This is a genomic window from Microbacterium sp. 22303 (genome assembly GCF_052045265.1).
Lineage (GTDB): Bacteria > Actinomycetota > Actinomycetes > Actinomycetales > Microbacteriaceae > Microbacterium.
This window is the reverse complement of the sequence record NZ_JBQEOQ010000001.1, coordinates 502,662-516,566: the sequence shown is the minus strand read 5'-3', so window position 1 is coordinate 516,566 and position 13,905 is coordinate 502,662. Positions and strand designations below refer to the sequence as shown.

12 protein-coding genes and 4 tRNA genes are annotated in these 13,905 nt (G+C 68.9%); 14 read left to right on the top strand and 2 right to left on the bottom strand.

Features of this window, described 5'->3' with window-relative positions; genetic code table 11:
- Window positions 1-4: 4 nt before the first annotated feature.
- Both pta and ACTJI8_RS02490 read left to right on the top strand, forming a co-directional pair.
- On the top strand, window positions 5-2,140 hold the full coding sequence (gene pta, locus ACTJI8_RS02495) for a phosphate acetyltransferase (protein ID WP_440731819.1): 2,136 nt from the start codon (window positions 5-7) through the stop codon (window positions 2,138-2,140).
- On the top strand, window positions 2,137-3,327 hold the full coding sequence (locus ACTJI8_RS02490) for an acetate/propionate family kinase (protein WP_440731818.1): 1,191 nt from the start codon (window positions 2,137-2,139) through the stop codon (window positions 3,325-3,327). Before pta ends, ACTJI8_RS02490 begins: the two co-directional genes overlap by 4 nt.
- An 18-nt stretch (window positions 3,328-3,345) precedes the next feature.
- Here the strand turns inward: ACTJI8_RS02490 and ACTJI8_RS02485 are convergent, their stop codons facing one another.
- A complete protein-coding gene (locus ACTJI8_RS02485; RefSeq protein ID WP_440731817.1) occupies window positions 3,346-5,346 on the bottom strand; it encodes an ATP-dependent helicase in 2,001 nt (666 codons plus the stop codon).
- Between the two features lie 140 nt (window positions 5,347-5,486).
- On the opposite strand from ACTJI8_RS02485, the gene ACTJI8_RS02480 reads away from it, so the two are divergent.
- The 12 genes from ACTJI8_RS02480 (at window position 5,487) to ACTJI8_RS02425 (ending at window position 12,961) form a co-directional block, all read left to right on the top strand.
- Window positions 5,487-5,562, top strand: a tRNA-Val gene (locus ACTJI8_RS02480).
- A 157-nt stretch (window positions 5,563-5,719) separates the two neighbouring features.
- The gene (locus tag ACTJI8_RS02475) at window positions 5,720-6,193 is read left to right on the top strand and encodes an SRPBCC domain-containing protein (protein ID WP_440731816.1); all 474 of its coding nucleotides are present in this window, start codon (window positions 5,720-5,722) and stop codon (window positions 6,191-6,193) included.
- The gene (locus ACTJI8_RS02470) at window positions 6,190-6,504 is read left to right on the top strand and encodes an ArsR/SmtB family transcription factor (protein WP_440731815.1); all 315 of its coding nucleotides are present in this window, start codon (window positions 6,190-6,192) and stop codon (window positions 6,502-6,504) included. The genes ACTJI8_RS02475 and ACTJI8_RS02470 overlap by 4 nt, the downstream gene beginning before the upstream one ends.
- An 89-nt stretch (window positions 6,505-6,593) precedes the next feature.
- Window positions 6,594-7,388 (top strand): SDR family NAD(P)-dependent oxidoreductase, encoded by a 795-nt coding sequence (locus ACTJI8_RS02465; protein WP_440731814.1) that lies wholly within the window; start codon window positions 6,594-6,596, stop codon window positions 7,386-7,388.
- Window positions 7,389-7,503: 115 nt separating this feature from the next.
- Window positions 7,504-7,893, top strand: a complete 390-nt coding sequence (locus tag ACTJI8_RS02460) for a hypothetical protein (protein ID WP_440731813.1) — start codon at window positions 7,504-7,506, stop codon at window positions 7,891-7,893.
- Window positions 7,884-7,959, top strand: a tRNA-Gly gene (locus tag ACTJI8_RS02455). The genes ACTJI8_RS02460 and ACTJI8_RS02455 overlap by 10 nt, the downstream gene beginning before the upstream one ends.
- 48 nt (window positions 7,960-8,007) lie before the next feature.
- Window positions 8,008-8,078, top strand: a tRNA-Cys gene (locus ACTJI8_RS02450).
- A 29-nt stretch (window positions 8,079-8,107) separates the two neighbouring features.
- A tRNA-Val gene (locus tag ACTJI8_RS02445) sits at window positions 8,108-8,179 on the top strand.
- An 89-nt stretch (window positions 8,180-8,268) separates the two neighbouring features.
- Window positions 8,269-8,871 (top strand): YdcF family protein, encoded by a 603-nt coding sequence (locus ACTJI8_RS02440; protein ID WP_440731812.1) that lies wholly within the window; start codon window positions 8,269-8,271, stop codon window positions 8,869-8,871.
- A gap of 53 nt (window positions 8,872-8,924) precedes the next feature.
- Window positions 8,925-10,211 carry a low temperature requirement protein A gene (locus tag ACTJI8_RS02435; protein WP_440731811.1) on the top strand — a complete coding sequence of 429 codons (1,287 nt, stop codon included), beginning with the start codon at window positions 8,925-8,927 and terminating at the stop codon, window positions 10,209-10,211.
- A 264-nt stretch (window positions 10,212-10,475) separates the two neighbouring features.
- On the top strand, window positions 10,476-12,404 hold the full coding sequence (gene thrS / locus ACTJI8_RS02430; protein WP_440732434.1) for a threonine--tRNA ligase: 1,929 nt from the start codon (window positions 10,476-10,478) through the stop codon (window positions 12,402-12,404).
- On the top strand, window positions 12,401-12,961 hold the full coding sequence (locus ACTJI8_RS02425) for an HIT family protein (protein ID WP_440731810.1): 561 nt from the start codon (window positions 12,401-12,403) through the stop codon (window positions 12,959-12,961). Before thrS ends, ACTJI8_RS02425 begins: the two co-directional genes overlap by 4 nt.
- Window positions 12,962-12,994: 33 nt before the next feature.
- Here the strand turns inward: ACTJI8_RS02425 and pdxY are convergent, their stop codons facing one another.
- Window positions 12,995-13,846 carry a pyridoxal kinase PdxY gene (pdxY, locus tag ACTJI8_RS02420; protein ID WP_440732433.1) on the bottom strand — a complete coding sequence of 284 codons (852 nt, stop codon included), beginning with the start codon at window positions 13,844-13,846 and terminating at the stop codon, window positions 12,995-12,997.
- Window positions 13,847-13,905 lie beyond the last annotated feature (59 nt).

Sequence of the window (13,905 nt, the reverse complement as noted above, 5' to 3'; positions counted from 1 at the left end):
GGGCGTGGCGAAGAGCATCCTCATCACGTCCATCGAAGGTCACTCCGGCAAGTCGCTTGTCGCGCTGGGTGTGATCGACGCGCTGAGCAGAGCCGCTGCCCGAGTGGGCGTGTTCCGTCCGGTCAGCCGTGCAAGCGACGGCTCCGACGACGTGCTGGAGATGCTGCTGAGCCGCACCGAGGTCGGGCTCGATGCGGCCGAGTGCATCGGCGTCGGCTATGACGCGCTCCACGCCGACCCCGATGCGGCCCTCGGGCGGATCCTGCAGCGTTATCGGGCCGTGGAGGCGCAGTGCGACGCTGTCGTGATCCTGGGCAGCGACTACACCGATGTGGCGGCTCCCGCGGAACTCGGGGTCAACGCGCGGATCGCGGCGAATCTCGGGGCGCCGGTGCTGCTCGTGCTGGGCGGAAGGGACACCGCGGGGCACGGCGAGCGCCTCGGCGTCACCGAGGCGCGCACACCCGCGCAGGTGGGCCAGCTCGCCAGGCTCGGCATGGCCGAGCTGGCACAGGAGCGGGCCGTGCTCTCCGCGATCGTCGTCAACCGCGCCGACGGTGCGCAGCGCGATCAGATTGCGGCCGCCGTCGCGGCGGTGCTGGGGGAGCGGCCGCCGAGCGCCGAGGAGGTGCCGGTGTGGGTGATCCCGGAGGATCGCTCGCTCGTTGCGCCCTCCGTGCGCGGTGTGCGCACGGCACTGGACGGGCGAATGGTCCGCGGTGATGAGGAGCTCCTCGACCGTGAGGTGCTGGACGTGATGATCGCGGGCATGTCCATGGTGAACGTGCTGCCACGGCTCATCGAGTCGTCGGTGGTCGTGGTGCCTGCCGATCGCGAGGAGGTACTGCTGGCCACCCTGCTGGCGCAGGCGGCGGGAACCTTCCCGTCGATCGCCGCGATCGTGCTGAACGGGCCGTTCGCGCTGCCAGAGCCGATCGAACGCCTGCTCGACGGGCTGGGGCCGCGGGTGCCCATCATCGCGACGGATCACGGCACCTACGACACCACCGTGCGCATCATGAATGCGCCGGGCCGCCTCTCGGTGGACGCGCCGCACAGGGTGGGCCGGGCGCTGGCGATGTTCGAGCAGAACGTCGACGTGCCGGCTCTCATCGCGCGGCTGGGCGTCGCGCGCTCGGATGTCGTGACGCCGCTGATGTTCCAGTACGAGCTGTTCGACCGGGCGCGCACCGAGCGCCGCACGATCGTGCTCCCGGAGGGTGGCGACGATCGCGTGCTCCGGGCTGCGGGTGCGGTCCTCGCCGGTGGGATCGCAGACCTGGTGATCCTCGGTGAGGAGGCGGCGGTGCGGGCTCGCGCCAGGGAGCTCGGAGTCGACCTGGACGCGGCGCGCATCGTGTCGCCGACGGATCCCGAGCTCGTGCCGCGGTTCGCGGAGGAGTACGCGCGGCTGCGTGCGCACAAGGGCGTCACCGTCGCCCAGGCGGCCGACACCGTCACCGACGTCTCCTATTTCGGCACCCTCATGGTGCACCTGGGCCTCGCCGACGGCATGGTGTCCGGTGCCGCGCACACCACCGCGCACACGATTCGCCCCGCGTTCGAGATCATCAAGACGCGGCCCGGGGTCTCCGTGGTGTCCTCGGTCTTCCTGATGGCTCTCGCGGACCGCGTCCTGGTCTATGGTGACTGCGCGGTGATCCCGGATCCGACCAGCGAGCAGCTCGCCGACATCGCGATCTCCTCGGCCGCGACGGCGACCGCGTTCGGCATCGAGCCCCGGGTCGCGATGCTCTCGTACTCGACGGGGGACTCCGGATCCGGCGCCGAAGTCGAGAAGGTGCGCGCCGCGACCGACTTGGTGCGTGAACGTGCGCCGGAGCTGCCCGTGGAGGGACCGATCCAGTACGATGCCGCGGCCGACGCGGCGGTCGCCAGGGCGAAGCTTCCCGGGTCATCGGTGGCCGGCCGGGCCACCGTGTTCGTGTTCCCGGATCTGAACACCGGCAACAACACCTACAAGGCCGTGCAGCGATCCGCCGGCGCGGTGGCGATGGGGCCGGTGCTGCAAGGGCTCAACAAGCCCATCAACGACCTCTCCCGCGGCGCTCTCGTCGAGGACATCGTCAACACGATCGCGATCACCGCGATCCAGGCCCAGCAAGGGAGCGCCTCGTGAGCATCGTCCTGGTCATCAACAGCGGATCCTCGTCCTTCAAGTACCAGCTCGTCGACGTCGCCGGCGGTGTCGCCCTGGCCTCGGGGCTGGTCGAGCGCATCGGCCAGCCGGAGGGTCGAGCGGTCCATGTCGATGCTCAAGGACACGAGACTGAGCGGATCCTGCCGATCCCCGACCACACCGTCGGGTTCCAGGTGATGCTGGACGCTTTCGATGCGCACGGGCCGTCCCTCGAGGAGTCCCCTCCCACGGCGCTCGGGCACAGGGTGGTGCACGGCGGCGCGCGCTTCTTCGAGCCGACGCTCATCACACCGCTCGTGGAGATCAACATCGACGAGCTCTCCGCGCTCGCTCCGCTGCACAATCCCGGCGCGCTCCAAGGCATCCGCGCGGCGAAGGCCGCCTTCCCGGACGTGCCGCATGTCGCAGTGTTCGACACGGCTTTCCACCAGACCCTCGCGCCCGCCGCGTACACCTACGCGATCGACCGCGAGCTCGCCGAGGCGCACCGGATCCGCCGGTACGGCTTCCACGGGACCTCGCACAAGTACGTGTCCGAGGCGGCCGCGGCGTTCGTCGGCGGTGAGCGGGACGACCTGCGCCAGATCGTGTTCCACCTCGGCAACGGCGCCTCGGTGACCGCGGTGCGCGGAGGACGCTCGGTGGAGACGTCGATGGGCATGACGCCCCTGGAAGGGCTCGTGATGGGCACGCGCTCGGGCGACATCGACCCCGCCGTGCTGTTCACGCTGGCCCGTCGGGCCGACATGACGACCCACGACCTCGACGAGCTGCTCAATGCCCGCAGCGGACTCAAGGGGCTCGCGGGCGTCTCGGACATGCGCGACGTCCTCGCTCGCGCCGCGTCGGGCGACGAGCACGCGGCCCTTGCGTTCGAGGTGTACATCCACCGTCTGCGCGGGTACGCGGGGGCGTACATCGCCCAGCTCGGCGGCGTCGACGTCATCTCGTTCACCGCCGGGGTGGGCGAGAACAACGCGCTGGTCCGCCGGGAGGCGATGGCCACGCTGGGCTTCGCGGGCGTCGAGATCGACCCGGTGCGCAACGAGGCGTCCGGGGCGGGGATCCGCGTCATCTCGACGGATGCGTCCCGAGTGACGGTGCTGGTGGTGCCGACGAACGAGGAACTCGAGATCGCCCGCCAGACAGTGCAGACACTGCCTTGAACAGCCGCGCCCCGGGCGTCACGCGAACAGGGCGTCCAGCTCTCCCAGACTCACGCGAGGACCGGGAGCGGCCGCCGTCGGACCCGGCTCGGGGATCCTCGAATCGAGCACCGTCATGAATGAGAGCGCCGCACTCGTCAGGAATCTGCTCGGCTTGGTCTGCACATGCCGTGCGGTGAACGCCGTCGGGTGCGTCGGCAGCGTCGCCGGTGCATAGACGCTCAGCGTGTCGCGTGCGCGGGTGAGCCCGACGTAGAACAGGCGCCGCTCCTCCTCCAGGCCGGCGGGCGAAGTGAGGGCCATGTCCGATGGCATCGCGCCGTCCGTGGCGCGAAGCAGGTGCACGTGCGACCACTCCAGGCCCTTGGCCGAGTGGATCGTGGACAGCGTCACCCAGTCCTCGTCCAGATGCGGCTGCGCGGCCCAGTCACCTGTCCGCGTCACCGGATCGATCGCCTGCTCGCCGACGAACGTGCGGAGGTCGCTCTGACGCCCCGCGGCTTCGGCGATCTCCTGGACATCGGACGCTCTGCGCTGCCAGTCGGGGTAGTGCTGCTCCAGCAGCGCCGAGACGGCGTCATGGCAGGCCTCCACCAGATCCGGCACGGGGGACTGGGCATCGACGACGCCGAGCAGTGAGAGCGTAGTGGCGAGCCCGACGCGGGCGGTCGGGGGTGCGGAGGCGATCGCCTCGGACCCTCCTGCGATGCCCTGATCCGCGAGGATGCCTGCGAGCCGCCGCGCGCTCACCTTGCCGAGGCCGCGGTGCCGGGTGAGCAGGCGGTACCACGCGATTTCGTCGCCCGGATTGAGCACCACACGGAATGCCGCGAGCAGGTCTCGGACGTGGGCGGTCTCGAGGTAGCCGATGCCCCCGAACTTGACGAACGGGATGTCGCGGACCTTGAGTTCGACCTCGAGCATCGCACTGTGCGATCCGGTGCGCATCAGCACGGCCTGCTCCCGTAAGGGCACCCCGTCGGCATGGACGGCCAGGATCCGATCTGCGACGGCGCGGGCCTCGTCGTCGGCGTTCTCGCATCGGATGAGTTCGGGGCGCAGCGCGGTTCCCGCACGATCCGCGACGAGCCGGATCGGGAAGTCCTCCGGCCGGGCTGCGTTCGCGAGGTCGAGGATCGGCTGCGTCGAGCGGAAGTTCCGCTCGAGGCGAATGAGCTCGGCGTCGTGATGACGCTCGAGCACCTCCTGGAGCTGGCCGGCCCCCGCGCCGCGGAAGCCGTAGATCGCCTGGGCATCGTCACCCACGACGGTCAGGCCACGCCCGTCGGGAGCGAGTCCGTGCACGATGTCCGCCTGCACGCGGTTCACGTCCTGGTATTCGTCCACGAGCACCCAGTCCCAGCGCGTGCGCAGCCTCGCACCCACATGGGAGTCGCGTACGAGCGCGCGCCACGCCACCAGGAGGTCGTCGAGGTCGAGAAGGCCGCGGGCGCGCTTCCGCTGCGCATAGGCGCGGAGCAGCCCCATGATCGCGTCGGCGTGTCCGAGCGCCCAGGGGAACTGCTCGGATATCACCTCGCGTCCCGGCTTCTCCAGGCTCACGGCACGGGAGGCGATGTCGGCCATCGCCCTGCTCGTAGGCATCCGCCGGTCGGTGCCGTCCAGCCCGTGCTCGCTACGCAGCAGATCGATCAGGTCGACGACGTCGTCGGGGGCCAGCACAGAGACGTCCGCCAGGCCCAGGTGCTGCGCGTACTCGGCGACGACGCGGTGCGCCACGGCGTGGAACGTCCCTCCCGCGATGCGCTGGGCGAGCGCCGTGTCGCCGACCATCGCCGCCGCACGCGCGGTCATCGCGGTGGCTGCGCGCCGGGTGAACGTGAGAAGCAGGATCCGCTCCGGGGGCACGCCCGTATCGATCAGCCGTGCCACCCTGCTGGTGAGCACGCGCGTCTTGCCGGTCCCCGCGCCGGTGGCGACGACGAGCGGTCCCTCGCCATGCTCGACGGCACGCCGCTGCATCTCGTCCAGCTCTTCGATCACGTCTGTGCTGCTCACGAGGCCGACGGTATCGGGGCCCTCCGACATCGGTGACCGGGGTCGGTGCGCCACGCCCGGCCGACCGGCGCTGTCCTCGTGTGCTCGTGGGATCGGGTATGCTCTTTACCTGTGCCTCAGGGCACGTGAAAACCACAGATGGGCGATTGGCGCAGTTGGTAGCGCGCTTCCTTCACACGGAAGAGGTCGTCGGTTCGAGTCCGGCATCGCCCACCATAGAAAGCCCCTGGGAGACCCAGGGGCTTTCGTCGTTCCGGTGCTTGTCGACTCGCACGGCGGACCCGGCATCGTGATCGGATCCACGCTCCTGATGTAACCTCTGGGTTGCAGGAGGGTATCGCAGGCTCTCCGGAGGGCCACGGGAGGCACGTCTATGACGAGCACGACACGCAATGAGGCATCGATCGCGGACGACCGGGCCTTCACCGTCACTCGAAGCATCTCGATCGCTGCGCCCGCGGAGAAGGTGTGGCGCGCGATCACCGAACCGGAGCATCTCTCGCTCTGGTTCGGGCGCACCGTTCTCGACGGAGCAGGTGTCGGGACGATGACGTTCGACGGGCATGGTGCCGTCCCGATCCGGGTTGAGGCGATCGACGCGCCTCGATCGGTGACCTACCGCTGGAGCAACGACAACGCCCTCGACCGGCTGCCGGTCGAGCTCGATGAGGAGAACTCGACCGTCTTTCGCTTCACCCTCGCCCCCGAGGGAGAAGGCACGCGACTCACCGTCGTGGAGTCGGGGTTCGAGAAGACCTCGGATCCGCTGGCGAACATCGAGAGCCATCGTCGCGGGTGGGATGCCGAGCTCGACAAGCTCATCGCCCTGTTCGGGGGTGTCGCATGACATCGACCCTCGTTCCCGTCTTCGCCGCGCTCGGCGACGAGACGCGATGGAGCATTCTCGCCGCACTCGGCGAAGGCGACGCGTCGGCGTCCGCTCTTGCCGAGAGGTTCCCCGTGTCGCGGCAGGCCATCGCCAAGCACCTGACTGTTCTCGCGGAGGTCGCTCTGGTCGAGCCCGTCCGCGTGGGGCGCGAGGTCCGATACCGCGTCGTCGGTGAGGAGCTCAGTGCGACCGCGCGACGGCTCGATGCGATCGGGCGACAATGGGAACACCGGTTGGCCGCGATCAAGGAGATCGCCGAGGGACTGTAGATCCGCTTACTGCAATTCAATGGTTGCAGCACCCTGTCCTGTTGTGCAATTCTAAAGTTGCACAACAGGACAGGAGAGGAGGCGGCATCATGCTGCTCGAGAACAAGGTCGCAGTGATCCACGGCGGTGGCGGGTCGATCGGCGCGGCGGCCGCGCGAGTGTTCGCCCGTGAGGGAGCGAGGCTCTTCCTGACCGGTCGGTCGCTCCCTCGCCTCGAGGCCGCGGCAGTCGCGGCCAGGGGCGAGGGGGGAGAGGTCTCCATCACCGTCGTCGATGCGATGGACCAGGCCGCCGTCGACCGCCATGCCGATGACGTCGTCGCGGAGGCCGGGCGCATCGACGTCGCGCTCAACGCTGTCGGCTTCGACCACGTGCAGGGCCTGCCCATCGGCGAGACATCGCTGGAGGACTATCTGCGCCCCGTCGTGGGCTACCTGCAGACCAACTTCGTGACGGCCAAGGCCGTGTCGCGCCACATGATCGCGCAGGGCGGTGGAGTGATCCTGACGATCTCCACGCCGGGCGCCCGCCTCACGGGACGCGGGCTGATCGGCAACGCGGCGCAGTCTGCGGGGCTCGAGGGATTCTCGCGCGCGCTGGCGGGTGAGCTCGGACCCGCGGGCGTGCGGGTCGTGTGCGTGCGCCCGCACGCCATCTCCGATGCGATGGAGACGTCCTACACGCGGGAGATGTTCGGACGTATCGCGGCGGCGGGAGGGATCCCGATGGGGGACTGGGTCGGTGGCCTCGTCGGTACGACACTGCTCGGCCGGCTGCCGGTGCTGGACGAGGTGGCCGAGTATCTGGCGTTCGCCGCATCCGACCGGGCCGCCTCGATGACGGGAGCGATCGCGAATCTGTCGGCAGGGGCGCTCGTCGACTGAGTCAGCACCTCTGTGTGAAAGCGGCTTCGCCCACATCGAAGATCTGTTCCTGACGCGTCCCGACGAGAACGCCGGGGCTTCCGTCGCGAGCCCGTGCATGCCTAGGCTGACCGCCATGGAGGCCGATCAGGAGACGTTCGATGCTGTCCGGGTACTCGTCGAGCGGACGTACGACGCGATGTCGACACCAGGCAGCGACTTCGCCTCGATCTTCGGTCACGAAGACATGACCGTCGCAGGATCCGGCCTGGGTGAGCTCATCGACGGCCCGGATCGCGTGATCGCCGTCGCCCGCAGGATCGCGTCGCTCGAGCTCGCCTGGGGCGTGGAAGGCGTGCGAGTGTGGCGCCGAGCCTCAGGAGAACCCGCGCGTCTGAGCGGCAGACTGTGCCAGGGCGCGCGCCGGACACGCCCGAGAACGGGCCCCGGTTTGGTGAAGCCTCAAACCTCGGCTAATGTATTTCAAGTGCCCGGGACACCGGGGAAACACAAAACGCGGATGTAGCGCAGTTGGTAGCGCACAACCTTGCCAAGGTTGGGGTCGCGAGTTCGAGTCTCGTCATCCGCTCCAGTGCAGGAGCCCCTTCGGGGGCTCCCGCATGTGGGTTCGAATCCACATGGTGGCGTGGCCGAGAGGCTAGGCACCGGCCTGCAAAGCCGTTTACACGGGTTCGAATCCCGTCGCCACCTCGCTCTTCTCAACTGAATAGCCTGAACAGGCGCGATTGGCGCAGCGGTAGCGCGCTTCCCTGACACGGAAGAGGTCACTGGTTCGATCCCAGTATCGCGCACAACAGAAACCCCCGGTCTTCCGGGGGTTTTGTCGTTTCCGAGGCGAGCCGGAGCGCACACTGCTCCTCGGCTGTCTAACCTGGGGCGCATGCGGAAGTCGCTGCTCCTGATGCTGCCGGCCGGCACAGCCGCGGCGGGGTTCGCATTCTTACTGTGGGGCGAGGTGGTCTCGGCGCACGCGAGCGCGCGGGGTCTCGAGCAAGGTCGCCCCGGCACGCGCCGTGCCGTGCTGGTGCTGGGTTTCGGCAATCGCGGACCTCGGGCCAACGCCGTGAACCGCTACCGCGTGCGCGCCGGCCTTCGCACGTTGCGAAGCGCCGATGACGTGCTGATCTTCTCCGGCGGCGCAGTGCGGGGTCCGGAGCCGGAAGCGCGGATCCTGGCCCGGTACGCCGCCGAGAGGGGATGCCCAGGAAGGGTCCTCCTGGAGACGGAGAGCCACTCGACCGAGGAGAACATCCGCAACTCGATCCCTCTGCTCGAGGGGGCGGAGGAGATCGCCGTCGTCTCGAACGCGCTGCACGCCGAACGGGCCAGGGGACTGCTGCGCGAGCGCCGGCCGGATCTGGCCGCCAGACTCATCCGCGCGGACGACTATCGGTTCGGCGAGATTCCGGTCATCAAGGCCGTCGCCGCCGCGCTCGCGCTCGTCGAACGCCGTCGGAGTCGGGTGGATCCGGGCTCGCGCTAGGTTGGACGCTGCATATCCAAGGGGACTGGAAGTCCGAGGGGATCGGGGAGAGCATGACGAACGCCGTCGAAAGATACCGGCATGGGCTGAGCCCGATGCGCGGGCGGTCGCTGCATGAGCAGCACAGAGCGGCCACGCCGCTGGAGCTTTTGTACGACTTGGTCTTCGCCGCCGCGTTCGGGGTCGCCAGCACACAACTGGTGGAGGGCGTCGCAGCCGGACACGGTGGCGCAGCGGTCGGAGCGTTCGCCTTCGCGGTCGTCGCGATCATCTGGGCGTGGATCAACTTCTCTTGGTTCGCGTCGGCGTTCGACACGGACGACTGGCTGTTCCGCGTGTTCACGATGGTGCAGATGGCGGGCGTCATCGTGCTCGCGATCGGCCTGCCGGCCATGTTCGCGTCGCTCGAGGAGCACGGCGCCTTCGACAACCGCGTCATGGTCTCCGGCTACATCGTCATGAGGGTGGGGCTGCTCGCACAGTGGCTGCGCGCCTCGCGCGAACCCGCCTACCGCCGGCACGCCCTCACCTATGTGCTGTTCGTCGCCGTCGCGCAGATCGGCTGGGTCATCGTGGCCTGGGCGCCGCTGCCACTCGGCGCCGCCTTCGCGGCCGCAGCGGTGTGCTGGCTGATCGAACTGGGCGGCCCCGTCGTCGCCGAGCGCAAGGGCGACGGCGAGCGCAGGGGAACGCCCTGGCACGCACACCACATCGCGGAGCGTTACTCGCTCCTGACGATCATCGCGCTGGGCGAGACGGTCATCGGCACCCTCGCCGCCGCGCAGGAGGTCTCGCACGAGAAGGGGTGGTCCGGAGACACGGTGGTCGTGATCGGCGCCGGTGTCGCGATGACCTTCGCCCTGTGGTGGTCGTACACCGTGATGCCGTCCGGCCCGATCCTCGCCGTGCACCGGAGTCGGTCCTTCGTATGGGGCTACGGGCATGCCTTCATCTTCGCGAGCGTCGCCGCCGTCGGCGCCGGACTGCACGCGATCGGGTTCGCGTACCGGCATGAGGATCCGCTCGCCACGCCCGTCGTCATCCTGATGATCGCGATCCCCGTGATCGTCTTCATGGTGTCGGTCGCGCTGCTGCACTCCTATCTGGTGCACTCGCTCATGCGGGGCCTGCTGCTGCACGCGATCGCGATGATCCTGCCGCTCCTCGGCATCGTGCTGGCCTTCGGCGGGCTCCCGCTGTGGGTCTGCCTGCTCGTGGTGCTGGCCGGGCCGGTGCTCGTCGTGGTCGCCTACGAGGCCGGCGGCTGGCGGCTCGCGCAGCGGCATCTGGACGAGGCGCTGGGTGGTGCCGTGACCGGCCGGCCGCACGGGGCGGCGTAGGATTCTCCTATGGACTTCGCCCGGGTGACGCACGCGACTGTGATCGCGGTCACCGGCACGCGAACTCTCAGGGCCTGAGCGGGCAGGGCGCCTTCGCGTCCGAAGCTGAGCCGAGACCATCGCCAAACTGGAGAACTTCCTTTGTCTGAGAATCCTGTGCCGTCTGAAGCCGCGGCGTCCGCCCCCGAACTGCCGTCCTATCCCTGCGACGGTTTCGCGCTCTACGGCGCGAACGGACCTTTCAGCGACCGCTCCGTCGTCGCCATGCTCGTGAACGGGGAGCAGAAGGACCTCGCCGCCCTCGTGAACGAGGACGACGACGTCCAGCCCATCACCATCGACAGCCCCGAGGGGCTCGCGATCCTGCGCCACTCGACGGCGCACGTGCTCGCGCAGGCCGTGCAGCGCATCAAGCCTCAGGCCAACCTCGGCATCGGTCCGCCCATCACCGACGGCTTCTACTACGACTTCGGCGTCGACACCCCGTTCACCCCCGAGGATGTCAAGGCGATCTCGAAGGAGATGCAGCGGATCCAGCGCGAGGGGCAGCGCTTCGTGCGCCGGGTCGTGAGCGACGACGAGGCGCGCGCCGAGCTCGCCGACGAGCCGTTCAAGCTCGAGCTCATCGGGCTGAAGGGTCCGGGCGCCGACAAGACCGAAGGCGCATCGGTCGAGGTGGGCGAGGGCGAGCTGACCATCTACGACAACGTCGCCAAGGACGGCGAGGTCGTCTGGAAGGACCTCTGCCGTGGTCCGCACCTGCCGAACACCCGCATGATCGGCAACGGCTGGGACCTCACCCGGATCGCCGCGGCGTACTGGCGAGGATCCGAGAAGAACCCGCAGCTGCAGCGCATCTACGGCACCGCCTGGCCCACCAAGGACGAGCTGCGCGCCTACCAGCAGCGCCTCGAGGAAGCGGCCAAGCGCGACCATCGCCGCCTCGGCAAAGAACTCGACCTGTTCTCCTTCCCCGACGAGATCGGATCCGGCCTGTCGGTCTGGCATCCGCGCGGGGGCATCATCCGCGGGGAGATGGAGCAGCACGCGCGTCGCCGGCACATCGCCGGCGGCTACAGCTACGTCTACACGCCGCACATCTCCAAGGAGGATCTTTTCCTCACCTCCAACCACCTCGTCACCTATCGCGACGGCATGTTCCCGCCGATCCGGATGGACGAGGAGCGCGACGAGGACGGCCACGTCACCAAGCAGGGCCAGGACTACTACCTGAAGCCCATGAACTGCCCGATGCACATCCTCATCTACAAGGAGCGTGCGCGCAGCTATCGCGACCTGCCGCTGCGGTTCGCCGAGAACGGCACCGTCTACCGCAACGAGCTCTCCGGCGCCCTGCACGGCCTCACCCGCGTGCGCGGCTTCACCCAGGACGACTCGCACCTGTTCGTCACCCCGGAGCAGCTGGAGTCCGAGGTCACCAAGGTCCTCGAGTTCATCCTCTCGATGCTGCGCGACTTCGGACTCAGTGACTTCGAGCTCGAGCTCTCGATGCGTGACGACGAGAAGGACAAGTGGATCGGATCCGACGAGTTCTGGGAGTACTCGACGAATGCGCTGCGCAACGTCGCCCTGGCCTCCGGTCTGAAGCTCACCGAGGTGCCCGGCGAGGCGGCCTTCTACGGTCCGAAGATCGACCTGAAGACCACCGACGCGATCGGCCGCGTGTGGCAGCTGTCCACGGTGCAGGTCGACCCCAACCTGCCGGAGCGCTTCGGACTCGAGTTCACGGACAAGGACGGGCAGAAGAAGCGCCCGATCATGATCCACCGCGCGCTGTTCGGCTCGATCGAACGGTTCTTCGCGATCCTGCTCGAGCACTACGCGGGCGATTTCCCGCTCTGGCTGTCGCCGGTGCAGGTCGTGGGTATCCCTGTCGCCGAGGCGTTCGCCGACTACCTCGATGACGCCGTCGCGGCCCTGCGCGAGGCGGGCGTGCGCGCCGAGGTCGACCACTCCGACGAGCGTATGCAGAAGAAGATCCGCAACCACACCACGGGCAAGGTCCCGCTCATCCTCATCGCGGGGGAGCAGGACCGCGCTGCGGGCACGGTGTCGTTCCGGTTCCGAGACGGGACGCAGGAGAACGGCGTGCCGCTCGCAGAGGCCGTCGAGCGCGTGCGTCGAGCGATCGAGAGCCACGCGCTGATCCAGACCGCGGGCGACCTGGCATGACCGTCGACGGGGGCGCCGCCGGGGACGCGCAGCTGGAGGACGCTGCGCATCTGGTGGGCGTCCCCGACGAGTTCCAGCGCCTCTGGGTGCCGCACCGGATGACCTACATCCAGGCGGGCCCGGAGCCGCTGCGCGAGGAGTGCCCGTTCTGCGAGGCGCCCAAGCACCCCGACGAGGAGCGGCTCATCGTCGCCCGCGGGCATACCGCCTATGTGCTGCTCAATCTGTTCCCGTACAACTCCGGCCACCTGCTCGTCTGCCCGTACCGTCACATCGCGACCTACGACGAGGCGACGGCGGAGGAGGTCGCCGAGATCGGTGCGCTCACGCAGACCGCGATGCGGGTGCTGAAGGCGACATCGCGCTGCGACGGCTTCAACATCGGCATGAACCAGGGCGCGGTCGCCGGCGCCGGCGTGGATGCGCACCTGCATCAGCACGTGGTGCCGCGCTGGAACAGCGACGCCAACTTCTTCCCGATCATCGCGAAGACGAAGGCGCTGCCGCAGCTGCTCGGAGACGTGCGCAACACGGTCGCGGCCGCCTGGCCCGTCTGAGGCGGCCGTGCGCCGCGCGAGGGCGTGGGGCGATCAGCGCACCCGGCGGGCTTCGAACTGGAGCGGCGGGTTCGCGTAGAACTCCTGAGCCGGCACGAGCTGCAGCTCGCGCTCGTCCGACTCGAGCGTGAGGCGGAGCAGCTCGTACACGCTCGACACGGTGCGCTCGAGCGCGAGCTTGGCATCGCCGGTCTCGACATAGTGCGCGGTGAACAGCGCCGCGGTCACATCGCCGGATCCGTTCGCCTTCATCGGCAGGTGCGGAGTCGCGACCAGCCAGGCACCCTTGTCGTCCACGGCGAGCATCTCGATGGTGCCCTCTGCCCGATCGGGACGGGCGACGCTCGTCACGAGAACGGTCTTCGGCCCCATGGCGCGCGCCTTGTCGACCGAGGCCAGGGTCGATTCGAGCGTGTCGGGCTCGGTCTCGGTCAGGAAACCCAGCTCGAACTGGTTCGGGGTGATGATGTCGGCCACGGGCACGACCTTGTCGCGCAGCAGCACGGGGATCGCAGGCGCGACGAAGCACCCCGACGCGGCGTTGCCCATGACCGGGTCGCACGCGTACACCGCCTGCGGGTTGGCGGCCTTGACGCGCGCCACGGCGTCGATGATGACGTCGCCGATGCCCTCGCCGCCCTGGTAGCCGCTGAGCACCGCGTCGACCTCGCCGAGCACGCCGCGCTCCTCGATGCCGGTGATGACCGCGCGCACGTCGTCGGGGGCGATCAGCGGTCCGCGCCAGGCGCCGTAGCCGGTGTGGTTGGAGAAGTTCACGGTGTAGACGGGGAGCACTTCGACCCCGATGCGCTGCAGCGGGAACACGGCCGCGGAGTTGCCGACATGGCCGTACGCGACGGCGGACTGGATCGAGAGCACCTTCAGCATCCTCTGATCCTCTCATCCAGACGGAGCGGATCCGGTCACCGGCTCCTGTGTGTCAG